Raw genomic sequence first — 26,998 nt, 5'->3', positions numbered from 1 at the left:
TCGCCAGCGCTGTTATTTAAACAGGGCGTCTATGGTGCCTTGTGCAAGCGGGTGATAGCCTGGGCGTGCTGTTTGATACACACGGTACGCCCAGTCACGCTTACCATTTTCAATCAGTGACTTATACAGATTAACAATCAGCTTACGACGGCCAATACTGACTAAGTGCTTTTCCAATGCAGGGTAGATAGCTTGGTAACCATTACCCACAGCCAGCATATACCAAGCAAAAGCACGCTCTGCGTTGGTTGATTGGGTTAGATTAAACGCTTCATCGAGAGCGGTCATGCGCTCAACCGATAAATCACGAGGCAGGTTATTAATAAAGTGCAACCACTCATGTACGGTCCAGCTCGCCGTAGGCAGTTGCGCTAGGGTTTTCTCGTCGTTTAACCAAGCCTGAGTTAAGGCATCGACCTTTTCAAAAGCATCAGAGGTAGGGTTTGGGGCATCGGCTGGCAAGCCCGGCTCGTAAATCCACTTTTTGGCTTTAGCCAAACTCACCACACCTGGGTGCTTTTGCAATAAGTGTTTGTCTAAATAGGCAACGAACTCGTCGGTGGTCAATGACTTAAAAGCAAAGGTATCAAAATAGGTTTTAACAAAGGCATCGAAGCGCTCACGACCAAATTGTTCTTCAAGATAGATTAAGAACAATTGTCCTTTAGTGTATGGCACTGAGCTAAAGGCGTCATCAGGATCGCGGCCATTGAGCTTTAAGTTTAATCGCGTATCAGGTGCATCAATGGTTTTTAGTTGTGCGCGCAGGCCAGCAGCATCAAGGGCTTGTTCCATTACCGCACGGTCGCGGCCAAACACTTCTTCCATAATGCGGTTTTCAACGTACGAAGTGAAGCCTTCATTTAGCCATAGATCTTCCCACGTGGCGTTGGTCACTAAGTTGCCAGACCACGAATGTGCCAACTCGTGAGCGATAAGGTTCACGAGACTTTTATCGCCAGCCACAACCGTCGGAGTAATAAAAGAAAGCCTTGGGTTTTCCATGCCACCAAATGGGAAGCTAGGTGGAAGCATTAATAGGTCATAACGGCCCCAAGCATATTCGCCATACATGGCGTTGGTTTTGTCGATCATGGCTTGGGTGTCGTTGAATTCTGCCACCGACGCATCCAATATTTGTGGCTCGGCGAAAATAGCCGTTTGGTGTGACATTTCTTTATATTCTAGGTTACCGGCACCGATAGCGATGAGGTACGGGGGAATGGCTTGTGGCATATCAAACCAGTAATCACCATCCTTAATCAGTGCCCCGGTATTATCAGCACTCATTACCGCTCGAACATCGTCGGGGGTTTGTACACGTGCCGAATAAGTCACTCGCATTGCTGGCGTGTCTTGCACTGGGATCCAGCTGCGCGCATGAATGGCTTGCGATTGGCTATACATAAATGGATGTGACTTGCTGGCGGTTTGCTGCGGTGTTAACCACTGAAGACCGGATGCGCTGGGTAAACTGTTGTAATAAATCCGGGCTTTTTTGGCTTGCTGTTGGAAGTGGATAGTGAGCTTGGCCCCTTTGACATCGTCGCGCTTAGCCAGCTCAAAGCGAGCCGTATGCCACTTGCCGTCCGTGCCTTCATACATGACTTTATCAATTTCTAAATCACGGGTATCTAAAACCAATTTCTTAGCGTTACGGTTTTGCCAGTCTAGGGTGTGCTCAACAAAGCCTTCCAGTTGCTTGTCTGCAAAATCGACGTCTAAATCGAGGTGTAAATGGGTGGTAATAACCTCATCTAGGTTGGCATAGGTATGCTCATCCACGGCCGCTTTAACTGCTGTTGTGTGAACCATGCCTGCCATAGCGAGGCTAAGCGTTAGTGCCGAAAGTTTCATCATAGTGCTACTCTTTTATGTCTTCCCAAGTTAGAGCGCCTAAGATAACGAACTTTGCGCCATTTAAACAGCGCAAGCCGATAAACGGCAAAAAGGCAGCTGTCGTACTAAAGTCGTGGCGATTAATGCGTCAGTCATAGGAATACGCTAAACTAGCGGCAGTTTTTTTATCTTATAAGGTACTGCCGTGACGAGTTTGCAGGCTTATCACACCTTTTCGTTACCCGCTCAATGCGCTTCATTGATCACCATAAAGGATGCGGCGCAGCTAAAACAATTGGATTACAGTCAGCCCTTTTTTATTCTCGGTGAGGGCAGTAACACGGTATTTTTACAAGATTATCAGGGCCAAGTCATTCGCATGGCGTTGCAAGGGGTCGCGATCAGCGAAAGGCAAGGGGATTATCAAGTCACCGTGGCGGCTGGTGAAAACTGGCACCAACTGGTACTCAATTTATTACAAAAAGGCATCGCCGGGTTAGAAAATTTAGCTCTGATCCCAGGCTCGGTAGGCGCCGCTCCGGTGCAAAACATCGGCGCTTATGGCGTTGAAGTGGCGCAATTTATTGATCACGTTAACGGCTTTGATGTTATCAGTCGACAATTCCAACGCTTGTCGGCCAGTGAGTGCCAATTTGGTTATCGAGACTCGGTGTTTAAGCAGCAGCTTAAAGACCGTTTTATTATTACCGAAGTGGTCTTCAATTTCCCCAAGGCGTGGCAACCACAGTTGAGCTATGGGCCGCTGCAATCGTTAAGTCCTGATGCCACAGCAGCAGAAATTTGCCAAGCCGTTATGGCCATTCGCCGCAGCAAATTGCCCGACCCTGCCGAGCTGCCTAATGCCGGCAGCTTTTTTAAAAATCCCATCGTCAGTGCTGAGCAAGCCAAGCAATTGCAAGCTGAGTATCCCAACCTGCCTTGCTACCCAGCGGACGACGCGCAAATAAAGTTAGCTGCAGGCTGGCTTATTGAACAAGCCGGTTTAAAAGGCACCTGCTGTGGTGATATTCGGGTATATGAAAAGCAAGCACTGGTGCTGGTGCATCAAGGTAATAGTAGCGGCGCTGAGCTCAAGCGGCTGGTAATGAGGATCCAACGTCAGGTATGGCAACAATTTGCAGTGCGTTTGGAGCACGAAGTGAGACTGATAGCGGCTCAAGGTGAGTGCCATTTAAACTTGGATAACCAACATGAAAACACCTGATCATAAAAAGCAAGCTATTTTAGCGGCACTTAATCATGGCCAGTTTGTTTCTGGGCAAGCACTGGGTGAGCAGCTGGGTGTTAGCCGTGCAGCCATCGCCAAACATATAGCGGCACTGCAACAGATGGGAGTGGATATTTTTCGGGTTAATGGTCGCGGTTACAAGCTCAATTACAGCCTGCCGTTGATCCAGCCAAATCGTTTAGCCGAGCAATGGCAGCAAAGTTTTAATCAGCCTTGCCCTATTGAGTATCATGCCATTATTGATTCTACCAACAGTGAATTAATGCGCCGCTTGCATCACAAAGAGCCGCTTAACTCGGGTCATGTGTTAGTTGCTGAAATGCAGCAAGCTGGCAAAGGTCGCCGCGGCAGGGTGTGGCAATCGCCGTTTGGCGCCAACTTATACTATAGCTATTATTGGCAGTTTGATGCCGGTATGCAGGCCGCAATGGGGGTGTCGGTAGCGGTTGGTTTAGCAGTATACGATGCCCTGCAACAGCTTTATGGTATTGAGGTGGCGTTAAAGTGGCCTAATGATGTCTATCTTAAGCAACAAAAACTGGCTGGGATTTTAGTTGAGCTGGATGGCCAAGTAGAGGGGCCTTGTCACTTGGTGATTGGCATTGGCTTGAACATTTGCATGCCTGAGAGTGCTTCTGCTCAGATAGATCAAGCGTGGACCGATCTACAGGCCCACGTGGGGGAAGTGGATAAAAATCAGTTGGTGATGGAATTAACCAAAGCGTTGCAGCAGCGCTTGGCGCATTATCAGAGTAGTGGCTTAACCACCATGACGGAACAGTGGAATCGTTTGAATGCCTTTAAAAATGCCGCTGTGACGCTCAGCACGGGGCAAAGAACTTGGCGAGGCATTTGTCAGGGCATTGATAGTCAAGGCGGCCTACTATTAAAGCAAGACGGTGAAAGTAAAGCGTTTTACGGTGGTGAGTTGTCACTGAGAAAGGTAAGTCAGTCATGAAGCTATTAATTGATGTAGGTAATACGGCCATCAAATTGGCCGTGGCCGAGGAGGCAGAGATCCGGCTGGTGGCTGAGCAGGACATCGATTGGTCACAGCTTGAGGTGGTTATCTGTTCACAAGTAGGTCGCAGTGCCGGACTGCAGAGTATTATCGCCCAAGCTCAACGCTACCAGCTGCCAGTTGTTTATGCCGAAGTGACCCCCGAGCGTGCTGGCGTGACATGCGCTTATAAAGAGTATAGCAACTTGGGGATTGATCGTTGGCTGGCCGTGTTGGCAGCACATCAAGCTTACCCAAACCAGGCGGTGATTGTCATTGATTCTGGTACCGCGACGACTTTAGATGTGGTGAGCTGTCAGGGGGAGCACTTGGGTGGGTGGATTGTTCCAGGCTTAGACTTGATGGTGTCGAGCATCACCGACCGTGCCGAGCGGGTGTTTTGTGAACCCAATACCCCGTTTGCCGATGAATTTGCCAAAAATACACCGCAAGCCGTGAAAAATGGTGCTTTAGCTGCAACTTTAGGGCTAGTAGCACAAGCCCAGCAGTTATTTTCCCAACAGTCAGTCACCATTGTTTGTTGTGGCGGCTACGGTAAGTTGCTCAGTGAGCACCTAGACCAAGCCCTATTTGATGAGTTATTGGTGTTTAAAGGGTTGCATGTGTGGTGGCAAAACCCGCAATAAGCATAAGGATGCCATGGATTTGGCTTAAAACTGAGCATTTGGCCAAGAAATTTCATTTTTTTTGCATCTAGCTGTTGCATCGCGTCATGGGTTGCTCTAATATCTCGCCCCGTACTAAAGCAGTGCCGACTTAGCTCAGTTGGTAGAGCAACTGACTTGTAATCAGTAGGTCATCCGTTCGACTCGGATAGTCGGCACCATCTTTTTACCCTATCTTGTATAGGATGCTTTAGGAAAGAATTTTTTCGTGGAGGGGTTCCCGAGCGGCCAAAGGGATCAGACTGTAAATCTGACGGCTCTGCCTTCGCTGGTTCGAATCCAGCTCCCTCCACCACTTTATTCTTGACGGTTAGAGGTAGTTAAGAACAGGTTCCTAAAGCGGGCATCGTATAATGGCTATTACCTCAGCCTTCCAAGCTGATGATGCGGGTTCGATTCCCGCTGCCCGCTCCAGTTTTTCTGGCGTGCTGATATAGCTCAGTTGGTAGAGCGCACCCTTGGTAAGGGTGAGGTCGGCAGTTCAAATCTGCCTATCAGCACCAGTCTTCGAATCTTCTCAAATACTTCCTTTGAATTGTCGAAAAAATATTTATAATAGACTGAATAATTGTGATCCACACTCGTCGTGGATTATTTTTATATGTAATCTAGATACACAAAACTTATAGGTTCCGTCATGGCAAAAGAAAAGTTTGAACGTTCGAAACCGCACGTAAACGTTGGTACTATCGGCCACGTTGACCACGGTAAAACTACTCTAACTGCAGCAATCACTAACGTACTTGCAAAAGTATACGGTGGTACAGCAAAAGACTTCGCTGCGATCGATAACGCTCCAGAAGAGCGTGAGCGTGGTATCACAATCTCAACTTCACACGTTGAGTATGACACACCAACTCGTCACTATGCACACGTAGACTGTCCAGGACACGCTGACTATGTTAAAAACATGATCACTGGTGCTGCACAGATGGACGGCGCGATCCTAGTAGTTGCTGCTACTGATGGTCCTATGCCACAAACACGTGAGCACATCCTACTTTCTCGTCAGGTTGGCGTACCTTACATCATCGTATTCATGAACAAATGTGACATGGTAGATGACGAAGAGCTACTTGAGCTAGTAGAGATGGAAGTACGTGAACTACTTTCTGAGTATGACTTCCCAGGTGATGACCTACCTCTAATCCAGGGTTCAGCTCTTAAAGCGCTTGAAGGCGAGAAAGAGTGGGAAGACAAAATCGTTGAGCTTGCAGAAGCACTAGATTCTTACATCCCAGAGCCAGAGCGTGACATCGATAAGCCATTCATCATGCCTATCGAAGACGTATTCTCAATCCAGGGTCGTGGTACAGTAGTAACAGGCCGTGTTGAAGCGGGTATCATCAACGTGAACGACGAAGTTGAAATCGTAGGTATCAAAGAAACTACGAAGACAACTTGTACGGGTGTTGAGATGTTCCGTAAGCTTCTAGACGAAGGTCGTGCAGGTGAGAACATCGGTGCACTTCTACGTGGTACTAAGCGTGATGACGTTGAACGTGGTCAAGTACTAGCGAAGCCTGGTTCAATCACTCCACACACGAAGTTCACTTCAGAAGTATACGTACTTTCTAAAGACGAAGGTGGTCGTCACACGCCATTCTTCAAAGGCTACCGTCCACAGTTCTACTTCCGTACAACAGACGTAACTGGTGACATCCAGCTACCAGACGGCGTAGAAATGGTAATGCCTGGTGACAACATCAAGATGACTGTAGAGCTAATCTGCCCAATCGCAATGGACGAAGGTCTTCGTTTCGCGATCCGTGAAGGTGGCCGTACAGTAGGTGCTGGTGTTGTAGCTTCAATCGTCGAGTAATCGATATTGATAGCCGCGATGTAATATCGCGACACTAAAAAAAGGTCGTTCTCTGATAAAGAGCACGGCCTTTTTTAATGCCCATAGGTTGGTGATGTTGAGGTGTTGGTATAAGAAAGAGCTAATCTGCCGCCCTCAAAACCAACAATGGACGAAGGTCTTCGTTTCGCGATCCGTGAAGGTGGCCCTGCGTGGCAGCCAGTACAGTAGGTGCTGGTGTTGTAGCTTCAATCGTCGAGTAATCGATATTGATAGCCGCGATGTAATATCGCGACACTAGAAAAAGGTCGTTCTCTAATAAAGAGTGCGGCCTTTTTTAATGCCTAAATTTTGTAGTAGCGATTTTATATCGCGATTTCCCTACCAACCCATCGTCGGATAAACCGACTCCCACCAAAGACGGGAAACCTCTGTTGGTAGGCGCGATTTTATATCGCGCTTAATATACCCACCCATCGTCGGGTAAACCGACTCTCCATAGTCGAGACAATCTTGTTGGTAGCAGCGGTTTTATACCGCGACTTAGGTATTGATATTGGTGGGGGGAGGTAAGGCCTCGTGATGAGGCCTTGAACAGTTAACTGATGTGTTGAATCGACTGGTGAACACGAGCCGGCAACAGTGCTTTTAAGTACTGCTCCAGCGTTTGCAGCGAGTCGGTGCCGCAAATTCCCGTGGTTTCATTGTGCTCAATAAAGCCTTGTTCTTTTAAGCTAGAAACAAACGCACTGAGTACTTTCTTATCGAAAAATTCTGGGCTTTTTATGCCGTGCAAGGTGCCCAGCCGCTCAGCAAGCTGGGTGCTTTCACTTTCCAGTTCATTGCGGCTCAGGCCTTGGTGGCGCTTAACCAAGTTGATGGTAATGGCATAGCGCTGTAAGGTTAAGTGGATCACTTTGCCCAGCATCTCGAGTTGCGCCAAGGCATCGCCGTCCTTGTTCACTGTGGCACTGTGGCCGTCAAAATCAATCAACCCCTGCGCGGCAAAGAAACGCAGAATTGACTCAATATAGTCCTCGCTAAGCTCAGTGAGGAACCACTCTTTGGCAAACAGCGGGTAGAGTAATTCTATTTCTGCACGGCACTCTTGTAAGCTTAAGTTATAACGATTGAATAGCTGCTGTGCAATTAAGCTGGGTATGGCGAATAAGTGCAGGATATTGTTGCGGTAGTAATTGAGCAGTGCGCGCTCTTTTTCTTTAACGCTGATGATTTCGCCAAAGCTATCGGCGATCACTTCGAACTTATCGAGTTTTAATGCGTGCGTTAATAACTCTTCCGCGCTGCAATCAGGCACAGTGGCGTTGCTGTGATATGGTGCTTGACGATGTAGTTCAAGGTACAACTCAAGTTGCTGCAGTAGCTGCGATTTCGGCAGCGCAAACTGCTCGTTGCTGAGTAAAATAGTGGCCAATAAGTTGACTGAATTTAAGGCTGCTGAGTTATTGATTTCAGTCATGATGACATCGGCCAAATTGGCGACCTGCTGATTAAGCCAAACGGGCTTTTGCGCCTCGGTTGGGAGAACCGCCTCACGCCAGTCTGGCTGTTGCTCATTTAAGTATTGATTCACCGAGATAGGCTCACCAAAATTCAAATAACCACGACCGTAATTTTTTAGGTTTTTAATGGCTTTAAAAATACCAAAAATAGACTCATTCTTTTTGCTATTACCCGCCAGTTCTTTGAGATAGGTATTTATTTCCATCACATGCTCATAGCCAAGGTACACCGGCACCAAAGAGATAGGGCGGTCGATGCCACGCAGCATGGACTGCAGTGTCATGGCAAGCATACCTGTCTTGGGTGGTAATAAGCGGCCGGTGCGGCTGCGACCACCTTCGGTATAAAATTTCACCGAGTAGCCCTTGATAAATAACTGACTCAAGTACTCTTTAAATACCGCGGAATACAGCTTATTGCCGGAAAAGGAGCGGCGAATAAAAAAGGCGCCACTGCGACGGAAAATCGGTCCAGCAGGGAAAAAGTTAAGATTCACCCCAGCGGCAATGTGCGGTGGCACTAAGCCCTGGTGATAAATCACATATGTCAGCAGTAAGTAGTCCATATGACTGCGGTGGCACGGGACATAGATAATCTCATGGCCCTTATCGGCAAGGGCTTGTACTTTCTCTGAGTTATTGACCTCAATGCCATTATAGAGCTTGTTCCACAGCCAAGTGAGTGCGCGGTCAGCCACTCTTACCATGGCATCGGAGTAGTTTGCGGCGATTTCGTCGAGTAGCTCCATGGCTTCGAGGCGTGCTTCTTCTTGGCTCAAGCCTTTGACCTTGGCTTCATCGGCAATGGCTTTTTTAATGCTAGGCGCCGCGAGGATTGAGTTAAATAATTGTTCTCTTGAAGGCAGTTTCGGCCCTGTGGCGGCCAGCTTTTGGCGACGAAAGTGCACCCGGGCAACACGCAGCAGCTTATGTGGTAGCTCTTCGACATCGGCTTTATCGTTGAGCAGTTGGTTCAATTCAATGGGCTGTGAAAAGCGCACGAAGTTATCGCGACCAGAAAACAGCACCACAAAGCACTTTCGCAACCAACTAGGGGTAAGAGAGTTAGACACCAAGGTGCCTAGCCCCGGTTTTTCCTTACCTGGGTTGCGACCCCAAAGGATAGTCACTGGGATCACTTGAGCCTGGCTATTATTTGCCCTATCTAAAGCAGAAAAAATCGCTTTACTGCGCGCTAGGGCTTCACTGGGTTTATGCTTGTTGCCAAACACACTGGGCGGCGCCTGAATGCCAACAAAGCGGTTAAGTTGTTGCTCTCCCAGTGTTTGCTTGTGTGACGGGCGTGGCAAGCCGAGTTTTTTACACATAACATCCAGCGCCACCATATCCGAGATGGAGTCGAGTCGTGCCACGTAAAAAGTGGGAACATCAGGGTCTAGGTCGTAGTCAGTGATGGGGTTTTCAGGTAACACCTTACTTTTGACAAAGAGCCAATTGCTGCAACGAGCCAAAGTAGTAAGCAAATAAGTGAAAATCTGCATGAGAATACCGATCAATTATCATTGGTTATAGAATACCAAGAATTGACTGGACTGACCATTTACATACGCGTCATGGTGAGCACCAGTGTACTGGCGTTAGCTGTAAGGTAGCATAGAAGCTGTACAATATATGCACTGTTTGCAGTTTTGACGGTTGCGGGCTGCTGTTTTGTGTTAGTAAAGAAGGAGTCAGTCGTGGTGACCACAACTAGAATTACCGCCCAGCGGCCGACGCTAAAAATAAGCTGCGAATAATTGTTGCATTTATCACCAATATCACTATAATATGCAGACTTTCTTAGCCACAGTGCTTAGAAAGTCAAAGTAAAGGTCTGGATTTCAGGCCATTAAACAGGAACTCCAATTGCGAGTTCAACGGTAGAAATAAAAGAACAGCCGACTTCTCATAATTAGTGAGTTAGTCTCGGTCGTTTTTTTATGCTCTTTTTAAATGCTCTTTTAATTGAGGTTAAAGAATGTCAAATCAACGCATTCGTATTCGCCTAAAAGCTTTTGACCACCGTTTGATTGACCAATCAACGGCGGAAATCGTGGAAACAGCGAAGCGCACTGGTGCTCAGGTTCGTGGTCCAATCCCACTTCCAACGCGCAAAGAACGTTTCACAGTATTGATCTCTCCGCACGTAAACAAAGACGCGCGTGATCAGTATGAAATCCGCACCCACAAACGTCTGATCGACATCGTAGAACCAACTGACAAGACTGTTGACGCGCTAATGCGCCTAGACCTTGCTGCTGGTGTTGATGTTCAAATCAGCCTGGGTTAATCGGAAGATTAGAGAGGTTTTAGGAAAATGGCATTAGGTCTAGTCGGTCGTAAAGTGGGTATGACACGTATCTTCACTGAAGATGGTGTATCTATCCCTGTGACAGTTATCGAAGCGACGCCTAACCGTGTTACTCAGATCAAATCTGACGCAACAGACGGTTACAACGCGCTTCAAGTTACTGCAGGCGAGAAAAAAGCAAGCCGTGTCAACAAACCAGCAGCGGGTCACTTCGCTAAAGCTGGCGTTGAAGCGGGTCGCGGCCTGTGGGAATTCCGTCTTAACGACGGTGAAGGTGAATTTGAAGTAGGTTCAGAGCTAACTGTTGAACTTTTCACTGAAGTGAAAAAAGTAGACGTTACTGGTACTTCGAAAGGTAAAGGTTTCCAAGGTGGTGTTAAGCGCTGGAACTTCAGCATGCAAGACGCAACTCACGGTAACTCTATCTCTCACCGTGCTCCTGGTTCAATCGGTCAAAACCAGTCTCCTGGTAAAGTTTTCAAAGGTAAGAAAATGGCCGGTCAAATGGGTAATGTTCGTTCAACGACACAGAACCTTGAACTAGTACGTGTTGACGCAGAGCGTAACTTGCTTTTAGTTAAGGGTGCAGTACCTGGCGCTATCGGCGGCGACGTTATCGTTAAACCTGCTGTTAAAGCATAAGTCCTGGAGATTTAGTGATGGAATTAGCAATTAAAGGCGCTGGTGCGCTTGAAGTTTCCGAAGCTACTTTTGGACGTGAGTTTAACGAAGCATTAGTACACCAAGTAGTTGTTGCTTACGCAGCAGGTGCTCGTCAAGGTACTAAAGCTCAACTGACACGTTCTGAAGTACGCGGTGGTGGTAAGAAACCATTCCGCCAAAAAGGTACTGGCCGTGCACGTGCTGGTACAATCCGCAGCCCAATCTGGCGCAGCGGTGGTGTGAGCTTTGCAGCTAAGCCGCAAGATCACAGCCAAAAAGTGAACCGTAAGATGTATCGCGGTGCGATCAAGAGCATTCTTTCTGAGCTTGTTCGTCAAGATCGTCTAGTAGTTGTTGAAGAGTTTGGTCTAGAAGCACCAAAAACGAAAGAACTAGTAGGTAAGCTTAAAGAGCTTGAGCTTAAAGACGTATTAATCGTGACTGAAGAAGTAGATGAGAATCTATTCCTTTCTGCACGTAACCTATACAAGGTTGACACGCGCGATGTAGCTGGCATCGACCCAGTAAGCCTAATCGCTTTCGATAAGGTACTAATTACTGCAGGTGCTGTTAAGCAACTTGAGGAGGCGCTAGCATGATCCGTGAAGAACGTCTTTTAAAAGTAATCCTTGCTCCACACATCTCTGAGAAGAGCACTGTATCTGCTGAAGAAAACAACACGATTGTTTTCAAAGTAGCTAAAGATGCAACAAAAGCAGAAGTAAAAGCTGCTGTTGAAAAGCTTTTCGAAGTAGAAGTAACAGGTGTTCGCACTCTAAATGTTAAGGGTAAGACAAAGCGTACTGGTATGCGTTTTGGCCGTCGTAGCGATTGGAAAAAAGCATACGTTACTCTTAAAGAAGGTAGCGAGCTAGACTTTGTCGGCGGCGCCGAGTAATAAGGGGAGTTAGAATTATGGCACTTCAAAAGTGTAAACCAACTTCTGCGGGTCGTCGTCACGTCGTTAAAGTGGTTAACCCTGATCTATACAAGGGTAAGCCTTACGCTCCGCTACTAGAGAAAAACTCTAAATCAGGTGGTCGTAACAACAACGGTCGTATCACGGTTCGTCACATCGGTGGTGGTCATAAGCAACACTATCGTTTAATCGACTTTGCACGCACTAAAGACAGCATTCCAGCTAAAGTAGAGCGTCTAGAGTACGATCCTAACCGTAGCGCAAACATCGCTCTTGTATTATATGCAGACGGTGAGCGTCGTTACATCATCGCACCTAAGGGCCTAAAAGCAGGTGATGCTATCCAATCTGGTGTTGACGCACCAATCAAGGTTGGTAACACACTACCTATGCGTAATATCCCTGTAGGTACAACTGTACACAACGTTGAGCTTAAGCCTGGTAAAGGTGCACAAATTGCACGTTCAGCAGGTGCTTACGTTCAGATCCTTGCGCGTGAAGGTCAATACGTAACACTACGTCTTCGTTCAGGCGAAGTTCGTAAGGTTGAGTCAGACTGTCGTGCAACTATCGGCGAAGTAGGTAACGCTGAACACATGCTACGTTCACTAGGTAAAGCTGGTGCAACTCGTTGGCGTGGTATTCGTCCTACTGTTCGTGGTGTTGCCATGAACCCGATTGACCACCCTCACGGTGGTGGTGAAGGTCGTACTTCTGGTGGTCGTCACCCTGTATCTCCATGGGGCACGCCTACTAAAGGTTATAAGACTCGTAAGAACAAGCGTACAGATAAGTTCATCGTACGTCGTCGTACTAAATAATAGTTGAGGAATTGCCATGCCACGTTCTCTCAAGAAGGGTCCTTTTATTGACCTACACTTGCTGAAGAAGGTAGAGAAAGCGTTGGAAAGCGGTGACAAGAAGCCAATTAAAACTTGGAGCCGTCGTTCAATGATCATCCCTAACATGATCGGATTGACCATCGCTGTCCATAATGGTCGTCAGCACGTTCCTGTGTTCATCACAGACGAAATGATCGGTCACAAATTAGGTGAATTTGCACCTACACGTACTTATCGCGGCCATGCTGCAGATAAGAAAGCTAAGAAGCGTTAATCGGAGGGTATGATGGAAGCATTAGCTAAACACAAATTCGCCTCTGGTTCGGCGCAGAAAGCACGTCTAGTGGCTGATCAAATCCGTGGACTTCCGGTTGATCGCGCGCTAGAAATCCTGGCGTACAGCCCGAAGAAGGCGGCTGTATTGGTTAAGAAAGTACTTGAGTCTGCTATCGCGAACGCGGAGCACAACGAAGGTGCTGACATTGATGAGCTTAAAGTGGCTAAAGTATTTGTAGACGAAGGTCCTACAATGAAACGTATTATGCCACGTGCTAAAGGACGCGCAGATCGCATCCTTAAGCGTACAAGCCACATCACTGTTGTGGTTTCGGATAGCTAGGAGATATAAGTAATGGGACAAAAAGTTCATCCTACTGGTATTCGCCTAGGTATCTCAAAGCCTTGGGTATCTACTTGGTACGCGAATACAAAAGATTTCTCTGAACAGCTTTTTGGCGATCACAAAGTGCGTTCATTCCTTACTAAGGAATTGAAAAGCGCTTCTGTAGCTAAGATCGTTATTGAGCGTCCAGCTAAATCAATCCGTGTAACAATTCACACAGCTCGTCCTGGTGTTGTTATCGGTAAAAAAGGTGAAGACGTAGAAAAGCTTCGCCAAGCTGTAACTAAGCTTGCTGGTGTACCTGCGCAAATCAACATTGCAGAAGTACGTAAGCCAGAGCTTGATGCACAACTAGTTGCTGACGGTATTGCTTCACAGCTAGAGCGTCGTGTTATGTTCCGTCGTGCTATGAAGCGCGCAGTACAAAACGCAATGCGTCTAGGTGCAAAGGGTATCAAAGTTGAAGTAAGCGGCCGTCTAGGCGGTGCTGAAATCGCACGTGCAGAATGGTATCGTGAAGGTCGTGTACCTCTACATACTCTTCGTGCTGATATTGACTATGCAACTTCTGAAGCTTTGACCACTTACGGTATCATCGGTGTTAAAGTTTGGATCTTCAAAGGCGAAGTAATTGGTGGTCTTCCACTAGTTCAAGAGCAAGAGAAGCCAGCTAAACGCGCGCCGAAGAAAGCTAAAAAAAGTGCTAAGTAAGAGGTAGCGACTAATGTTACAGCCAAAACGTACAAAATTCCGCAAGGTGCATAAAGGCCGCAACCGTGGTCTTGCTAACAGCGGTAACAAAGTTAGCTTCGGTTCTTTCGGCTTGAAAGCGACTGGCCGTGGCCGCATGACTGCTCGTCAAATCGAAGCAGCTCGTCGTGCTATGACACGTCACATCAAGCGTCAAGGTAAAATCTGGATCCGTGTATTCCCAGATAAGCCAATTACAGAAAAGCCGCTAGAAGTTCGTATGGGTAAAGGTAAAGGTTCTGTTGAATACTGGGTTGCTGAAATTCAGCCTGGTAAAGTACTTTACGAGATGGAAGGTGTTTCAGAAGAGCTTGCTCGCGAAGCATTCAACCTAGCTGCTCGTAAATTACCTTTCAAAACAACATTTGTAACTCGGACGGTAATGTAATGAAAGCTAGCGAACTTAAAGACAAAAGCGTAGAAGAGCTAAATGCTGAACTTCTTGAGCTTCTTCGTGAGCAGTTCAACCTGCGCATGCAAGCGAGCACTGGTCAGCTAGCTCAAACTCACGAGCTTAAGAAAGTACGTCGCAATATTGCGCGTGTTAAAACGGTTATCAACCAGAAGGCAGGTGCATAATGAGCGATAAGATCCGTACTCTACAAGGTCGTGTACTAAGCGACAAAATGGACAAATCAATCGTTGTTGCTATCGAGCGTCAGGTTAAACACCCGATCTACGGTAAGTTCATCAAGCGCACTACGAAAGTACACGCGCACGATGAGAGCAACACGGCACTAGCAGGTGACATCGTGACTATTCGCGAATGCGCACCTATCTCTAAGAATAAATCTTGGACTCTAGTTGACGTGATTGAACGTCCTAAGAAAGCTTAATTTTAGTTTTTAACTAAATTAAATTTCTTATACAAAGCCCCGGCAACTGCCGGGGCTTTTGTTTTTGTGGTGTTTAAAGTGTTTGTACTTATCGAGCGGCAGGTTAAACATCCGATCTACGGTACTATTACCGAAAAGAAAGCATCAAGCGTACTACGAAAGTACATGCGCACGATGAGAGCAACACGTCTACTGACAGGTGACATCGTGACTATTCGCGAATGCGCACCTATCTCTAAGAATAAATCTTGGACGCTAGTTGACGTGATTGAACGTCCTAAGAAAGCTTAATTTTAGTTTTTAACTAAATTAAATTTCTTATACAAAGCCCCGGCAACTGCCGGGGCTTTTGTTTTTGTGGTGTTTAAAGTGTTTGTACTTATCGAGCGGCAGGTTAAACACCCGATCTACGGTACTATTACCGAAAAGAAAGCATCAAGCGTACTACGAAAGTACATGCGCACGATGAGAGCAACACGTCTACTGACAGGTGACATCGTGACTATTCGCGAATGCGCACCTATCTCTAAGAAGAAATCTTGGACGCTAGTTGACGTGATTGAACGTCCTAAGAAAGCTTAATTTTAGTTTTTAACTAAATTAAATTTCTTATACAAAGCCCCGGCAATTGCCGGGGCTTTTGTTTGCGTGGTGTTTGAAGTATTTGTGCTTATCGAGCGCCAGGTTAAACACCCGATCTCCGGTACTCTTACCGAAAAGAAAGCATCAAGCGTACTACGAAAGTACACGCACACGATGAGAGCAACACGTCTACTGACAGGTGACATCGTGACTATTCGCGAATGCGCACCTATCTCTAAGAAGAAATCTTGGACGCTAGTTGACGTGATTGAACGTCCTAAGAAAGCTTAATTTTAGTTTTTAACTAAATTAAATTTCTTATACAAAGCCCCGGCAATTGCCGGGGCTTTTGTTTGCGTGGTGTTTGAAGTATTTGTGCTTATCGAGCGCCAGGTTAAACACCCGATCTCCGGTACTCTTACCGAAAAGAAAGCATCAAGCGTACTACGAAAGTACACGCACACGATGAGAGCAACACGTCTACTGACAGGTGACATCGTGACTATTCGCGAATGCGCACCTATCTCTAAGAAGAAATCTTGGACGCTAGTTGACGTGATTGAACGTCCTAAGAAAGCTTAATTTTAGTTTTTAACTAAATTAAATTTCTTATACAAAGCCCCGGCAACTGCCGGGGCTTTTGTTTTTGTGACGGTTAGAACTAGAACCTTAGTTCTAGTTGTCCTCCTGACAGGTTTCAACGCCCTTCCATGGGCGTCGACTGACTTATCGATGCTTGCCCAAAGAAAAGTAAGCAAAAGAAAGGGCGCTCCCAACATCACACTAATACCAGTTTGATTAATTAAAGGGTCGATTCTGAGGCAAGTAAATCTCGTCAATAACCAGGCAAAAATTTTGCAATTTGGTGGTGCTAAATAATAAATTTTTAACGCAGTTAGTGGCAGATTTACTCCCTCAGAATTGAGCATGTATTAAGCCAAGCTGGTATCGTCCTCAAGTAATCAGCCAATTCTAACGTTACCAGCATGTAAGGGCCGTCCTTGGCCCTGACATGCTTTTTCGCGCTATCCCGGCGCGAAATAAGTTAATTGGCTGCTGGCTTGAGGGTGTGATGAGGGAGGTAGATGGTGCTGCAAGTTGTTTTTTATCCTATTAACTCTTTCATTGCTGGTAGAACGGTAGAACGGTAGAACGGTAGAACGGTAGAACGGTAGAACGGTAGAACGGTAAAGCGAGTAGTCCTTATTGCTTTGGATTGTTGGTGGTTTCGCTGGTTGTCGTGTGGGGAAAGTGAGTAACACTAAAGTGTGCTGTCTTTTTAATCTGGAGGCGGTATGCTAAAGAAAACAATAATAAAATCATCGCAGCTATGTTTTCTATTGGTCTTATCAGCCTGATTGCGCTGATTTATTTGGCGTTACTGTTTACCATCGCGTGGGGAGCTGACAAGCTTAGCACGCGCTTTAATTCGCATCGTGTTAAGCAGGTAACCTATGCCTTGTCGTTGGGGGTTTATTGTACTTCGTGGGCGTTTTTTGGTACCACGGCGCAGGCGGCCAACAATGGTTGGTGGTTAGCACCCACCTACCTTGGCACCATATTATTGTTTCTTTTTGGCTGGCAAGTATATACCCGTATTGCCGAGATCTGTCGCCAGCAACAGTTAACGTCAATGGCTGACTTTATTGCCACCCGTTATGGCAACTCTTCCAGTTTATCTGGCTTGGTGTCTTTGATCTCAGTGATTGCGGTGGTGCCCTATATCGCACTCCAGCTTAATGCTACCAGTGCCAGCATTGCTATGTTAACGCCGCAAAGTGAACGCATCAGTATCGCTTTTTGGCAAGATAGCACCTTTTATATCACGCTTTTGTTAGCCCTATTTGCCATTTTGTTTGGTGCTAGACGATTGCGACCGAGTGAGCATAACCCAGGGTTAATGACGGCGATTGCATTTGAGTCTTTAATCAAGCTGTTTGCCTTTATCGCGGTTGGGGTTTACGTGTGTTTTTTCTTATTCGACACCCCCATGAGCCTACTTCAACAAGCGCAAGCTCAAGGTGTTGCTCGTGATATTGCTGCTACGGCTAGCCCAACCTATGTCTACTGGGTGCATATGCTGCTAGGGCTGTTGGCCACTTTGTGCTTACCAAGACAATTTCACACGGCATTTATTGAATATGATGAGGAGAAGCAGTTCCATACTGCCCGTTGGCTGTTTCCTGTTTATCTGCTGTTGATCAATCTATTTATTCTCCCTATCGCTTACGCAGGGCTGGTTTATTTTGATGGCCAAGATGTCGGTTATGATACCTTTGTGTTGGCGTTACCGCTGGCTTCAGACTCGCCATGGGTAGCGTTAGTGGCATTTCTCGGCGGCTTCTCTGCGGCAACCAGTATGGTCATTGTCTCTGCCATTGTGTTGTCGATTATGATCACCAATGACTTTATTAATCAGTTTTTATTACGCCGCTCCCAGTTGCATTCAGGTCACCGCGGTTTGTCCAAATTTAATTTATTGAATGCCCGCCGTGTGGTGATTGTGCTGATTTTATTGTTGAGTTATGCCAGTCACCGCGTCTTGGCCGAAGGCAATACCTTGGCCAATATGGGGCTAATGTCTTTTGCCTTAGTGGCGCAGTTTGCTCCGGCCATGGTCATCGGCTTATGGTGGCGAGGCGCGTCACGACAAGGAGCGCAATGGGGAATTCTAACGGGCTTTGCGATTTGGTTTTATACCTTGCTGATGCCGAGTCTGTTTACTGGCTTCAATTATCACGTGGAGTGGTTACAAACAGGGCCATTTGATCTTGCTTGGTTGGCTCCACAAGACTTTCTTGCCTTAGGGCTCGACCCCACGACCCAGTCTGTGCTGTTATCTCTAACGGCCAATGTACTGGTTTACATTTTAGTGCCATTTGTCAGTGCGGCACGACTGCCAGAGCGCTTACAAAGCAATAAATTTATCCTGCAATCAAAATCTTCTCAGCCCAACCGAGCGCTGTTAAGTTATCAAGATTTGGCGACCTTATTGCAGCGCTTTAGTGAGCAAAGTCGTGCCCAAGCGCTCGTTGAAGCCCATTTCCCCATGCCGCAATCGCGTTGGCGAGAGCCGGCACCGCTTGCGGTTGAGCAATTAATTGAGCGGGAAATGTCGACCTTGGTGGGCGGGGCATCGGCCAAGTTGATTATGGATGTAGCAAAAGACGAAAAACGTCAGCCACTGGAGCAGGTGGCTGACTTTGTCGATGAAGCTTCTCAAGTGCTGCGCTTTAATCGTGACTTACTGCAAGCGACCATTGAAAATGTCAGTCAAGGGATCAGTGTGGTGGACAATCAACTGCAACTGGTGGCTTGGAACCAGCGCTACTTGGAAATGTTTAATTACCCTGACGACGCTTTGTTTATTGGTCGCCCCGTGGCTGAGTTGATCCGTTTTAACGCTGAGCGTGGCTTGTTTGGTCAAGGAGATATAGAGCAACAGGTGGATAAACGCCTCAGTCACCTGCGTCGCGGTAGCGCCTATCGTTATCGCCGTGAGCACAAGGATGGTCGCGTGTTTGAAATGCAGGGCAACCCCTTGCCTGGCGGTGGCTTTGTAACCACCTACACCGACATTACCGAGTTTGTCGAGCAGCAAGCGCAGTTACAGCAAGCCAATGTTAACCTGGAAGAAAAAATCGCTGCTCGCACCACAGAGCTTATTGCCACTAATCATGCCCTAAGTGAGGCCAAGCGCCAGGCGGAGCAAGCCACAGAGAGCAAAACCCGCTTTTTTGCTGCCGCCAGTCACGACTTACTGCAACCCTTTAACGCCGCGAGCCTATTTTGTTCATTAATGAATGAAAAAGCCCAGGGGACAGAATTAGCCGAGCTGTCGCAAAGTATTAAAAGCTCCTTATCCAGTGCCGAAGAGTTATTATCCAGCATTTTGGAGCTCACCAAGCTCGAGGCGGGGGCGTTTAAGGTTAATATCAGTCGTTTTTCTTTGCATGCTTTACTGTTACAACTGAGCAATGAGTACGGTGCTTTAGCCAAAGACAAGGGCTTACAATTTCAAGTACAGCACGCCGATGTGGTGTTAGAAACCGATAAAGCACTACTTAAACGCGTGATTGGCAACTTACTCAGTAACGCCATTCGTTACACCGAGCAAGGGGCTGTGCGCTTATTAACGGAAACACAGGGCAGTAGCGTGTCGATTATTGTGGAAGACACTGGAGTGGGGATTGCTAAGCAGGACCAAGAAGCCATTTTCCAAGAGTTTAAACAGCTGCACAGTAAAGAGCTTGCGCAAGGACTGGGGCTGGGGCTGGCCATCAGCAAGCGTATTTGCCATATGTTAGCAATCCCGATGACTCTGGGGTCGCAGTTGAATAAGGGCACACAATTTACTCTTACCTTGCCATGTTACTACGATCAAAGCACGGCGGCTCCAGAAACCACCACAGAGAAAACCACTGGCGATACTCAGTTGGCGGGGCTACGTATTTGGCTGCTCGATAATGATGCGGCGGCTCTTGCGGCGCTATCACAAGTGTTAAAAAGCTGGGGCTGTGAGGTTGAGGTGGCCAGTAACCAAGCTCAGTTGGCTGACTTAGTGGCGACAACTACGGCGGATATCTTAATTGCGGATTACCAGCTCGACCATGGCGTAACTGGACTCGATGTCATTACGGCATTGGAGCTTGATAGCATGGCTACCATCATTAATACCGCCAACCACGATGAAGCGATCCGTGAGCGGGTCAGTGATGCGGGTATGCCATTGTTGTATAAACCGCTGAAAACTCCAGCATTAAAACGCATGCTAAAGCGTTTAAAACCCTAGCTGGCATCATCCTCAGAGTGCACTGCCGTGGCCAATTGGTTAAATAAAATACCTGCTTGGGTGCGGTTGTAGACGTTTAGCTTTTTCAAAATGGCAGAAACATGCTGTTTGATGGTGGTTTCTTGAATCGACATGGCGTAAGCAATTTGCTTATTCAACAAGCCATCGGCAATCATGGTTAATACCCGATACTGCTGTGGCGTCAGCTTTTCCAAATTACGGGCAAATTTGGCCTGCTCAGAATCTGCTGCTTGGTTAATGTCCATCACCGTAGGCAGCCAAGTTTCTCCTTCTAGCACCTGTACAATCGCGGCGCCAATAACATCCAGCGAAGAAGACTTGGGTATGTAGGCGCTGGCGCCAAGAGCAATGCATTGACTCATAATGGCAGCCGACTCATTGGCAGAGACCATAATAACCAAGATATCGGGGTATTGGTTGCGTAATCTGGCTAAGCCTTCTAGACCTCGTGCACCAGGAATGGATAAGTCGAGAAACACCAACTCGGTCTCTGGGTGCTGTTCAAGCATCTCGAATAGGGCATCGAGCGTACTCGCCTCTTTGATGGGTTCATTGCCTATAGCTTGTGCGGCGGCCTGTTTTAAGGCGCTACGAAATAGCGGGTGGTCATCAGCAATAATGGCTTGCACCTGTGACATCCTTTGGTAACTCCTAGTAGCTGTTGTTATAGGTTATTTCCTTAACCACATCAAGTGATTGCGATACGAGGGGGGGGAAGCCCTGCACGCAGCTTGGGAAGTGGCATGAATACTGGGGATATCCATGCCACTTATGGGCTTGCGCCTAGAAGCGGTAAGCCACAGTCAGAGACACAGTTCTAGGGTCGCCATAATAGCCAATCAAGGTATTATCGCCGCCTGTCCCTGGGGTGTATTTACTGACATCACTTGGGTCACTAGGATCTGGTGTGACGAACTGATAGCCACCAATCATGTACTCTTCGTCGGTGAGGTTTTTCGCATGCAAGCCAACTCGCCAATTACCATCGGTGCTGTACCAATTCACACTGAGGTTGACTAAGCCATAGCTGTCTTGGGTCAGTAGACTATCTTCTTCAAATAATACATAGTCGCCGCGATGGTAGTAGTTGGCATTAATCACCCAATCACCAATCTCACTGTACACTTTGTACGTCGCGCCTAAATTGAAGGTAAGCTCTGGGGTGTTGGAGATAGTAAAGCGGTCTGATTTATCGAACGTTGCGCCAGTTTCTGGATCGGTATCGAGTACTTCCTCAAAATCACTATCTATGTAACCCAGTGAAGCATCAAAGCTGAGGGCATCGCTGGCGACATAGCTGAGCTCGGCTTCAACACCATTGGCGCTCGACTCACCAATATTACCTAAGCGCTGATTTAGATCGGCACTGGTATCACCTGGCAAAACGGAAATATACTGGCGATCTTTATGGTCTAGGGTGAATAGGGTGACGTTGGCCCGTAAGTTGTCATTCCACTCGCTCTTCATCCCCACTTCAAATGAGTCAACCACTTCTGGGTTTGCTGCTGGCTCAGCGGTACTGGCTCTCGGGTTGAAAGTACCAGACTTAAAGCCTTGAGCGTAACTGGCAAAGAACATGATATCGCGATTGTATTGGTACTCGACGCCAACCCGAGGAGTAAAGCGTGACCAGTCTTTTTCATCATCGAGCACGGTGGGCACTAACTCACCAGAGGGGCGCGTGTAACCTGGGACCCAGTTGGACTCGGGATACACAGTATCAAAGATAAGGCCATTATTTACTTTCGCTTCTTTACTGTCGCGGGTGTAGCGGGCTCCCACGGTAAGCGACCATTGCTCAGTTAAGTCCATCGAGCCTTGAATATAGGCGGCTTTACTGGTTGAGTTATTACACCCACTGACTTCTCGCGTTAGTCCTGGCGCTCCTAGACTTTGCCCGAATATTTCCAAAATAGCTTGGAATTGGCCGCAGGACTCGCCATCGTAATAATACAAACCCGAGACCAATTTATAGCTGTCACCAAAATGGTTAAGCTGGATTTCATGGGTGGTTTGCTCATCGTCATAAATGGCGGGAACATCGAAAATGCGCAGCGACGTGTTGTCAAAATCGATATTGGTTGGCGAGTAACTATCACGTGCCGCGCCCACGTACTTTATTTCCGTGCTGTCAGAAATATCATAACGTGCGGTGAGACTGTAGCCTTCCAGTTCCACCTTATTCCAAGTGGGTAAGCTGGTGTAAGAGTCGTACACGCTATCGGGAACTGGGGCGTCGGTCAGTATACTTGGCAATAAGCGGAAGCCACCTTTCGAGTTGGAGTCGTCTTCGGTTTTATCCCACGCTAAACGGAAGAACAAGTCATCGCTAGGGCGATATTCTAATGTCAGGCGTGCCGCTTGCACCTCTTTGTTGTAGTTTTCATTATCTTGGTTTGCCAGTGCTGAGGTTTTAAACTCGCCAAAGCCATCGCGGTTTAAATTTGCATAGCCATAACCAAGGTAGAGGGTGTCTTCGACCAAAGGCAGCTGACCGGTGATCTTGATATCGCGTTGGTTATAGCTACCCACCGTGCCCTCAATATTAAAGGTGGCATCCCCGGTCATTTCTTTGGTGACGTATTTAATCGCGCCACCAATGGTGTTTTTACCGTACAGAGTTCCTTGCGGTCCACGTAATACTTCCACTTGCTGGACATCTAATAGATCGAGTACAGCACCTTGTGGTCGAGCGAGATAGACATCATCAATGTATATGCCAACGCCAGGCTCATAACCCCAAAGCGGATCTTGTTGACCCACCCCACGAATAAACGCGGTGAGAGTAGAGTTAGTGCCACGACTGGCTTGCAAGGTGGTGTTAGGAGAAAACTGTTGCACTTCCGAGAGCACGGAAATGCCATTTTCCATTAAGTCAGTGGCGCCAATGGAAGTCACTGCAACGGGGACCGTTTGCAGATTTTCAACCGTTTTACGCGCAGTAACCTCAATGCGCTCTAATTTACTTTCTGATGTTTCAGACTCTTCGGCTGTGACCAACGCTGTTTGCAATGTTGCAATAACAGCGAGGGCGATAGCTGAGTATTTGGGCTGATAAATGTTCATCCTGTGTTCCCTATTATTGTCGTATTGGGTGCTTGTTGTCATGCAACAGAATAGGGCAGTTGGCTAGATTTTGTATTAGTACCTTAGTACTAAGTGCATGTTAGGCTAGGATTAACAAGGCGTGTAGCGCACCTATAACCTTAGTACTATGGTTTTTATGGCCCCTGCACGCCACACTGATATTCATCAACAGCATACCTCAATGGTATCAATAACAATAAAAGGAATCGCTATGCTCAGTATGCTTGGACTGGTAGGGGGACTCGGCCTATTAATTTGGCTGACGCTTCGTGGCGTTAATTTATTTATCGCCGCACCCTTGTGTGCATTACTGGTTGCTTTGACCAGCAACTTGGCTGTTTTCCCATCTGCAGAAGTTTCCAGTAACTTTCTTAGTTTGTACATGGATGGCTTTGCCGGCTTTCTTAGCGCCTGGTTTTTCATGTTTTTGCTCGGTTCATTATTTGGCAAGTTTATGGAAGACAGTGGCGCCGCAGACAGTGTCGCCCGTTACATTGTCGATAAGTTAGGAATGAAACATGCGGTACTGGCTGTAGTCATTGCCTGTGCGGTACTCACGTATGGCGGGGTTAGCGTGTTTATTGTGGCATTTTCGGTTTATCCCATGGCACTGAGCTTGTTTAAAGACGCCAACCTACCACGACGCTTTATCCCTGCCACTTTGGCGTTTGGCTCGGTGACCTTTACCATGACCTCAGCAGGCTCCCCAGAAATTCAAAACTGGATCCCCATCAAGTATTTAGGCACATCACCCTATGCCGCTTGGGAAGTAAGTTTAGTGGTGGCAATGTTTATGGCCATTACCGGCTACTGGTGGTTAAAAAAAATGATCAACAAGGCCGTTGCCAACGGTGAGCAGTTTGAAGCCCGAGGCGACGACCCTGAAATTCATGAACGTGACTATCCCCATCCAATCACCGGCGTTGTGCCGCTACTGGTGGTACTGGCTTTGTCGTTCACTTTACACGATGTGCTGCAGCAAAGTGCGTTAATTGTGGCTTTGCTCGGCGGTGTATTAAGTATTGTTGCGATTAACTTTAAGCACTTCCATGATATGGCTGGGGCCATCAACCTCGGGACGACAGGGGCTTTAGTGGCCATTGGTAACACCAGTGCGGTAGTCGGGTTTGGTGCGGTAGCCAAAAACACCGAAGCGTTTCAACTGGCTGTCGATATGATGACGCAAATGCCTGGCAATGAGCTGTTAGGTGCCGCCATTGCGGTGAGCGTGATTGCCGGATTGACAGGGTCGGCATCGGGCGGCCAGGCCATCGCCTTACCCTTGGTTGCGCCACATTATATTGATGCCGGTGTTAACCCAGAGCAACTGCACCGCGTGGTGGCCATCAGCTCCGGTGCCCTAGATACCTTGCCCCACAATGGTTATGTGGTGACCACCATCCGCGCTATTTGTAAAGAAACACACCAGCGTGCTTATTGGTCAATGGCGGCATTAACGGCAGTGATACCGCTTATTGGCGTGGCCTTAGCCTTAACATTATTCATTTTATTCTAAAGGAGTACTGCACATGAAACGGGTCTTTTTATTGCTGCTATTGCTGCTGAGCTGGGCTAATCTAGTTGCAGCGAATAGCACTATGCTGGTGGAGAAGCAGTCTTTCGCTATGCCGAGCTTTACTACCGAATCGGGCGTTACTATCAAAGACGTAAAAGTCGGATGGGAAAGCTATGGCACCCTAAATGCCGATAAAAGCAATGTTATTTTGATCACCCACTTTTTCTCTGGCACCTCTCATGCTGCGGGTAAATACCGCGAGTCGGATCCTGCTGCGGGGTATTGGGATGCCATTATTGGCCCAGGTAAAGCCATTGATACTAATAAGTATTTTGTTATTAGCTCCGACACCTTGGCCAATGCCAATTGGCATAATCCCGATGTCATCACCACAGGCCCGGCATCCATCAACCCAGAAACCGGTAAACCCTATGGCTTAGACTTCCCTGTGGTCACCATTGGCGATTTCGTTGAAGTACAAAAGCAACTGCTTGATAGCTTAGGGGTAGAGAAACTGCATGCGGTGATAGGCGCTTCAATGGGGTCATTTCAAGCGCTGGAGTGGGCGGTACGCTATCCCGAGCGCGTTGAGCGGTTAGTGCATGTAATTGGCGCTGCGAGAATGGACGCTTGGACTGTGGCAGCATTAGAGAAGTGGGCATTGCCCATTCGTCTTGATCCGAACTGGAATGGCGGCAATTACTACGAGGGTGAGCGACCACTGGCAGGCCTGAGTGCCACCATGTTGAACATTACCCAAGATGCTATGCACCCGGCCATTTACCAAGCCAGCTTCCCCAATTTCAAAGTGCTCGATGAAGGCGCCCGCAAGGATATTCGCACCTTACCAAAGCTGAGCCAAACACTGGCGGCACGGGCGTTAGCTCGGGCGAAAACGCAAGACGCCAACTCGGTTTTATATTTGGTGAGGGCATCGCAATTATTTACTGCGGGAATGCAAGAGAACTTCTCGGCGGCGCTGGATAAGATCCAAGCCAAAGTATTACTGATGCCAGCCAGTAACGATCTCTTACTGCGCCCTGAGCCCGTACGTCAATTGGCCAAGACATTGAAAGAAAAAGGTAAAGCCGTAGAAGTGAGGGAAATCGAGGGGATCTGGGGACATCTAGACGGTATTTTTTCTATTGCCAGTCAGGCTGACACCATTGAACAGTTTTTGGCGCAATAATCACAGAGGTAACTATGAAAACGGCACTTATTACCGGGGCGGCCAGTGGCATTGGTCGACACCTAGCGATAACCCTGAGTAAACAGCAATACAACTTACTATTGGTGGATTTGAACCTTGAGCAAGCACAACAAGTGGCAAAGGATATCACTCAGCTGGGCGGTCAAGCACAAGCGTTTAGTCTTAATATTGCAGATAAACAAGCCATTGCCAGCTTTGTGGCCGAGCACAACTACATTGATGTGTTGATCAATAATGCTGGGGTTCAGCATGTTGAGGCGTTAGAAAGTTATCCCGAGGATAAATGGCAACTGCTTCAAGACGTTATGTTGACCGGGCCCGCCATGCTTTGCAAAGCGGTGTTGCCACAAATGCGCCGTGCAGGCAGCGGTCGTATTGTTAATATTGGTTCGATTCATGCCTTGGTGGCGTCGAAATACAAATCCGCTTATGTCGCAGCAAAACACGGCCTGATGGGGTTTGGAAAAGTGCTAGCATTAGAAACCGCCGATGCCGATATTACCGTCAATACCGTGTGCCCGGCTTACGTGAAAACCCCGCTAGTAGAGCAGCAAATTGCCGCCCAAGCTAAGCAACATGGGATCAGTGAAGACGAAGTGGTGAACAATATTATGTTGGCGCCAATGCCGAAAAAAGCCTTTATCGGACTCGATGAAATTGCCCATGCGGTGCAGTTTTTATTAGCTAATGAAGCGCGCAATATCACCGGTCAAGCCATCGTGCTGGATGGTGGTTGGACAGTGCAGTAG

Annotated in this window: 27 protein-coding genes and 4 tRNA genes; 27 read left to right on the top strand and 4 right to left on the bottom strand. The window is 47.5% G+C overall.

Annotation, left to right across the window (positions count from 1 at the left end):
• Window positions 1-12: 12 nt before the first annotated feature.
• Window positions 13-1,857, bottom strand: coding sequence for a M1 family metallopeptidase (locus tag R3P39_RS12790; RefSeq protein WP_336569316.1), 1,845 nt, complete (start codon window positions 1,855-1,857; stop codon window positions 13-15).
• A 187-nt stretch (window positions 1,858-2,044) separates the two neighbouring features.
• Between R3P39_RS12790 and murB the strand changes: the two genes are divergently transcribed.
• The 8 genes from murB (at window position 2,045) to tuf (ending at window position 6,596) form a co-directional block, all read left to right on the top strand.
• Complete coding sequence (gene murB / locus R3P39_RS12785; RefSeq protein WP_336567914.1) at window positions 2,045-3,064, top strand: UDP-N-acetylmuramate dehydrogenase; 1,020 nt, start codon at window positions 2,045-2,047, stop codon at window positions 3,062-3,064.
• Window positions 3,051-4,046, top strand: a complete 996-nt coding sequence (gene birA / locus R3P39_RS12780; protein WP_336567913.1) for a bifunctional biotin--[acetyl-CoA-carboxylase] ligase/biotin operon repressor BirA — start codon at window positions 3,051-3,053, stop codon at window positions 4,044-4,046. Before murB ends, birA begins: the two co-directional genes overlap by 14 nt.
• Window positions 4,043-4,735, top strand: a complete 693-nt coding sequence (locus tag R3P39_RS12775; protein ID WP_336567912.1) for a type III pantothenate kinase — start codon at window positions 4,043-4,045, stop codon at window positions 4,733-4,735. Before birA ends, R3P39_RS12775 begins: the two co-directional genes overlap by 4 nt.
• 124 nt (window positions 4,736-4,859) lie before the next feature.
• Window positions 4,860-4,935: transfer RNA gene (locus R3P39_RS12770), tRNA-Thr, on the top strand.
• 49 nt (window positions 4,936-4,984) lie between these two features.
• Window positions 4,985-5,069, top strand: a tRNA-Tyr gene (locus tag R3P39_RS12765).
• A gap of 44 nt (window positions 5,070-5,113) precedes the next feature.
• Window positions 5,114-5,188 (top strand) — tRNA-Gly (locus R3P39_RS12760).
• A gap of 13 nt (window positions 5,189-5,201) precedes the next feature.
• Window positions 5,202-5,277, top strand: a tRNA-Thr gene (locus R3P39_RS12755).
• A 134-nt stretch (window positions 5,278-5,411) separates the two neighbouring features.
• A complete protein-coding gene (gene tuf, locus R3P39_RS12750) occupies window positions 5,412-6,596 on the top strand; it encodes an elongation factor Tu (protein ID WP_336567787.1) in 1,185 nt (394 codons plus the stop codon).
• 577 nt (window positions 6,597-7,173) lie between these two features.
• Here the strand turns inward: tuf and plsB are convergent.
• Window positions 7,174-9,600 carry a glycerol-3-phosphate 1-O-acyltransferase PlsB gene (gene plsB, locus R3P39_RS12745; RefSeq protein WP_336567911.1) on the bottom strand — a complete coding sequence of 809 codons (2,427 nt, stop codon included), beginning with the start codon at window positions 9,598-9,600 and terminating at the stop codon, window positions 7,174-7,176.
• A 476-nt stretch (window positions 9,601-10,076) separates the two neighbouring features.
• Between plsB and rpsJ the strand changes: the two genes are divergently transcribed.
• The 16 genes from rpsJ (at window position 10,077) to R3P39_RS12665 (ending at window position 20,415) form a co-directional block, all read left to right on the top strand.
• The gene (rpsJ, locus tag R3P39_RS12740; protein ID WP_010376390.1) at window positions 10,077-10,388 is read left to right on the top strand and encodes a 30S ribosomal protein S10; all 312 of its coding nucleotides are present in this window, start codon (window positions 10,077-10,079) and stop codon (window positions 10,386-10,388) included.
• A gap of 27 nt (window positions 10,389-10,415) precedes the next feature.
• The gene (gene rplC / locus R3P39_RS12735; protein WP_336567907.1) at window positions 10,416-11,051 is read left to right on the top strand and encodes a 50S ribosomal protein L3; all 636 of its coding nucleotides are present in this window, start codon (window positions 10,416-10,418) and stop codon (window positions 11,049-11,051) included.
• Between the two features lie 17 nt (window positions 11,052-11,068).
• Window positions 11,069-11,671, top strand: coding sequence for a 50S ribosomal protein L4 (gene rplD / locus R3P39_RS12730; protein WP_336567906.1), 603 nt, complete (start codon window positions 11,069-11,071; stop codon window positions 11,669-11,671).
• A complete protein-coding gene (gene rplW, locus R3P39_RS12725) occupies window positions 11,668-11,970 on the top strand; it encodes a 50S ribosomal protein L23 (protein WP_010376382.1) in 303 nt (100 codons plus the stop codon). The genes rplD and rplW overlap by 4 nt, the downstream gene beginning before the upstream one ends.
• Window positions 11,971-11,987: 17 nt before the next feature.
• Window positions 11,988-12,812: a 50S ribosomal protein L2 gene (gene rplB / locus R3P39_RS12720; RefSeq protein WP_336567905.1), complete on the top strand. Its 825-nt coding sequence runs from the start codon at window positions 11,988-11,990 to the stop codon at window positions 12,810-12,812.
• 16 nt (window positions 12,813-12,828) lie between these two features.
• A complete protein-coding gene (gene rpsS / locus R3P39_RS12715) occupies window positions 12,829-13,107 on the top strand; it encodes a 30S ribosomal protein S19 (RefSeq protein WP_010376377.1) in 279 nt (92 codons plus the stop codon).
• 12 nt (window positions 13,108-13,119) lie between these two features.
• Window positions 13,120-13,452: a 50S ribosomal protein L22 gene (gene rplV, locus R3P39_RS12710; protein ID WP_010376375.1), complete on the top strand. Its 333-nt coding sequence runs from the start codon at window positions 13,120-13,122 to the stop codon at window positions 13,450-13,452.
• 12 nt (window positions 13,453-13,464) lie between these two features.
• Window positions 13,465-14,166 (top strand): 30S ribosomal protein S3, encoded by a 702-nt coding sequence (gene rpsC, locus R3P39_RS12705; RefSeq protein WP_336567896.1) that lies wholly within the window; start codon window positions 13,465-13,467, stop codon window positions 14,164-14,166.
• 13 nt (window positions 14,167-14,179) lie between these two features.
• On the top strand, window positions 14,180-14,593 hold the full coding sequence (gene rplP / locus R3P39_RS12700; protein WP_070986409.1) for a 50S ribosomal protein L16: 414 nt from the start codon (window positions 14,180-14,182) through the stop codon (window positions 14,591-14,593).
• Window positions 14,593-14,784: a 50S ribosomal protein L29 gene (rpmC, locus tag R3P39_RS12695; RefSeq protein WP_010376372.1), complete on the top strand. Its 192-nt coding sequence runs from the start codon at window positions 14,593-14,595 to the stop codon at window positions 14,782-14,784. The genes rplP and rpmC overlap by 1 nt, the downstream gene beginning before the upstream one ends.
• Window positions 14,784-15,041 (top strand): 30S ribosomal protein S17, encoded by a 258-nt coding sequence (gene rpsQ / locus R3P39_RS12690; RefSeq protein WP_336567893.1) that lies wholly within the window; start codon window positions 14,784-14,786, stop codon window positions 15,039-15,041. Before rpmC ends, rpsQ (R3P39_RS12690) begins: the two co-directional genes overlap by 1 nt.
• 90 nt (window positions 15,042-15,131) lie before the next feature.
• A complete protein-coding gene (gene rpsQ, locus R3P39_RS12685) occupies window positions 15,132-15,332 on the top strand; it encodes a 30S ribosomal protein S17 (RefSeq protein ID WP_442962065.1) in 201 nt (66 codons plus the stop codon).
• Window positions 15,333-15,398: 66 nt separating this feature from the next.
• Entirely contained in the window at window positions 15,399-15,623 is a 225-nt protein-coding gene (rpsQ, locus tag R3P39_RS12680; RefSeq protein WP_336567892.1) for a 30S ribosomal protein S17, read from the top strand.
• Window positions 15,624-15,689: 66 nt separating this feature from the next.
• Entirely contained in the window at window positions 15,690-15,914 is a 225-nt protein-coding gene (gene rpsQ, locus R3P39_RS12675) for a 30S ribosomal protein S17 (RefSeq protein ID WP_442962079.1), read from the top strand.
• Window positions 15,915-15,980: 66 nt separating this feature from the next.
• Entirely contained in the window at window positions 15,981-16,205 is a 225-nt protein-coding gene (gene rpsQ, locus R3P39_RS12670; protein ID WP_442962079.1) for a 30S ribosomal protein S17, read from the top strand.
• 748 nt (window positions 16,206-16,953) lie between these two features.
• Window positions 16,954-20,415, top strand: coding sequence for a PAS domain-containing hybrid sensor histidine kinase/response regulator (locus R3P39_RS12665; protein ID WP_336567891.1), 3,462 nt, complete (start codon window positions 16,954-16,956; stop codon window positions 20,413-20,415).
• On the opposite strand, the gene R3P39_RS12660 is transcribed toward R3P39_RS12665, so the two are convergent.
• Window positions 20,412-21,074 carry a response regulator transcription factor gene (locus R3P39_RS12660; RefSeq protein ID WP_336567890.1) on the bottom strand — a complete coding sequence of 221 codons (663 nt, stop codon included), beginning with the start codon at window positions 21,072-21,074 and terminating at the stop codon, window positions 20,412-20,414. The two genes, R3P39_RS12665 and R3P39_RS12660, sit on opposite strands and share 4 nt — an antisense overlap.
• A gap of 145 nt (window positions 21,075-21,219) precedes the next feature.
• Window positions 21,220-23,502: a TonB-dependent receptor gene (locus tag R3P39_RS12655; protein ID WP_336567889.1), complete on the bottom strand. Its 2,283-nt coding sequence runs from the start codon at window positions 23,500-23,502 to the stop codon at window positions 21,220-21,222.
• A gap of 232 nt (window positions 23,503-23,734) precedes the next feature.
• Here R3P39_RS12655 and R3P39_RS12650 point away from each other — a divergent pair, with 232 nt between their 5' ends.
• Genes R3P39_RS12650 through R3P39_RS12640 form a run of 3 tightly spaced genes read left to right on the top strand, consistent with a single transcriptional unit; the run spans window position 23,735 to window position 26,998 of the window.
• Window positions 23,735-25,039 carry a GntP family permease gene (locus R3P39_RS12650; RefSeq protein WP_336567888.1) on the top strand — a complete coding sequence of 435 codons (1,305 nt, stop codon included), beginning with the start codon at window positions 23,735-23,737 and terminating at the stop codon, window positions 25,037-25,039.
• A 13-nt stretch (window positions 25,040-25,052) separates the two neighbouring features.
• Window positions 25,053-26,228, top strand: coding sequence for an E22 family MetX-like putative esterase (locus R3P39_RS12645; RefSeq protein ID WP_336567887.1), 1,176 nt, complete (start codon window positions 25,053-25,055; stop codon window positions 26,226-26,228).
• Between the two features lie 14 nt (window positions 26,229-26,242).
• Window positions 26,243-26,998, top strand: a complete 756-nt coding sequence (locus R3P39_RS12640; RefSeq protein ID WP_336567886.1) for a 3-hydroxybutyrate dehydrogenase — start codon at window positions 26,243-26,245, stop codon at window positions 26,996-26,998.

It is taken from the genome of Pseudoalteromonas sp. UG3-2 (assembly GCF_037120705.1).
GTDB lineage: Bacteria > Pseudomonadota > Gammaproteobacteria > Enterobacterales > Alteromonadaceae > Pseudoalteromonas.
This window is presented reverse-complemented; position numbering and strand designations above follow the sequence as displayed.

Bases quoted from the DNA above. Each gene is read 5' to 3' on its own strand.
- R3P39_RS12650 (WP_336567888.1), top strand. From the start codon at position 23,735: ATGCTCAGTATGCTTGGACTGGTAGGGGGACTCGGCCTATTAATTTGG.
- R3P39_RS12665 (WP_336567891.1), top strand. From the start codon at position 16,954: ATGTTTTCTATTGGTCTTATCAGCCTGATTGCGCTGATTTATTTGGCG.
- rplP (WP_070986409.1), top strand. From the start codon at position 14,180: ATGTTACAGCCAAAACGTACAAAATTCCGCAAGGTGCATAAAGGCCGC.
- R3P39_RS12655 (WP_336567889.1), bottom strand. From the start codon at position 23,502: ATGAACATTTATCAGCCCAAATACTCAGCTATCGCCCTCGCTGTTATT.
- rplC (WP_336567907.1), top strand. From the start codon at position 10,416: ATGGCATTAGGTCTAGTCGGTCGTAAAGTGGGTATGACACGTATCTTC.
- R3P39_RS12775 (WP_336567912.1), top strand. From the start codon at position 4,043: ATGAAGCTATTAATTGATGTAGGTAATACGGCCATCAAATTGGCCGTG.
- rpsJ (WP_010376390.1), top strand. From the start codon at position 10,077: ATGTCAAATCAACGCATTCGTATTCGCCTAAAAGCTTTTGACCACCGT.
- rpsC (WP_336567896.1), top strand. From the start codon at position 13,465: ATGGGACAAAAAGTTCATCCTACTGGTATTCGCCTAGGTATCTCAAAG.
- rplV (WP_010376375.1), top strand. From the start codon at position 13,120: ATGGAAGCATTAGCTAAACACAAATTCGCCTCTGGTTCGGCGCAGAAA.
- birA (WP_336567913.1), top strand. From the start codon at position 3,051: ATGAAAACACCTGATCATAAAAAGCAAGCTATTTTAGCGGCACTTAAT.
- R3P39_RS12640 (WP_336567886.1), top strand. From the start codon at position 26,243: ATGAAAACGGCACTTATTACCGGGGCGGCCAGTGGCATTGGTCGACAC.
- rpmC (WP_010376372.1), top strand. From the start codon at position 14,593: ATGAAAGCTAGCGAACTTAAAGACAAAAGCGTAGAAGAGCTAAATGCT.
- R3P39_RS12660 (WP_336567890.1), bottom strand. From the start codon at position 21,074: ATGTCACAGGTGCAAGCCATTATTGCTGATGACCACCCGCTATTTCGT.
- rplD (WP_336567906.1), top strand. From the start codon at position 11,069: ATGGAATTAGCAATTAAAGGCGCTGGTGCGCTTGAAGTTTCCGAAGCT.
- rplB (WP_336567905.1), top strand. From the start codon at position 11,988: ATGGCACTTCAAAAGTGTAAACCAACTTCTGCGGGTCGTCGTCACGTC.
- rplW (WP_010376382.1), top strand. From the start codon at position 11,668: ATGATCCGTGAAGAACGTCTTTTAAAAGTAATCCTTGCTCCACACATC.
- plsB (WP_336567911.1), bottom strand. From the start codon at position 9,600: ATGCAGATTTTCACTTATTTGCTTACTACTTTGGCTCGTTGCAGCAAT.
- R3P39_RS12790 (WP_336569316.1), bottom strand. From the start codon at position 1,857: ATGAAACTTTCGGCACTAACGCTTAGCCTCGCTATGGCAGGCATGGTT.
- R3P39_RS12645 (WP_336567887.1), top strand. From the start codon at position 25,053: ATGAAACGGGTCTTTTTATTGCTGCTATTGCTGCTGAGCTGGGCTAAT.
- rpsQ (WP_336567893.1), top strand. From the start codon at position 14,784: ATGAGCGATAAGATCCGTACTCTACAAGGTCGTGTACTAAGCGACAAA.
- rpsS (WP_010376377.1), top strand. From the start codon at position 12,829: ATGCCACGTTCTCTCAAGAAGGGTCCTTTTATTGACCTACACTTGCTG.
- tuf (WP_336567787.1), top strand. From the start codon at position 5,412: ATGGCAAAAGAAAAGTTTGAACGTTCGAAACCGCACGTAAACGTTGGT.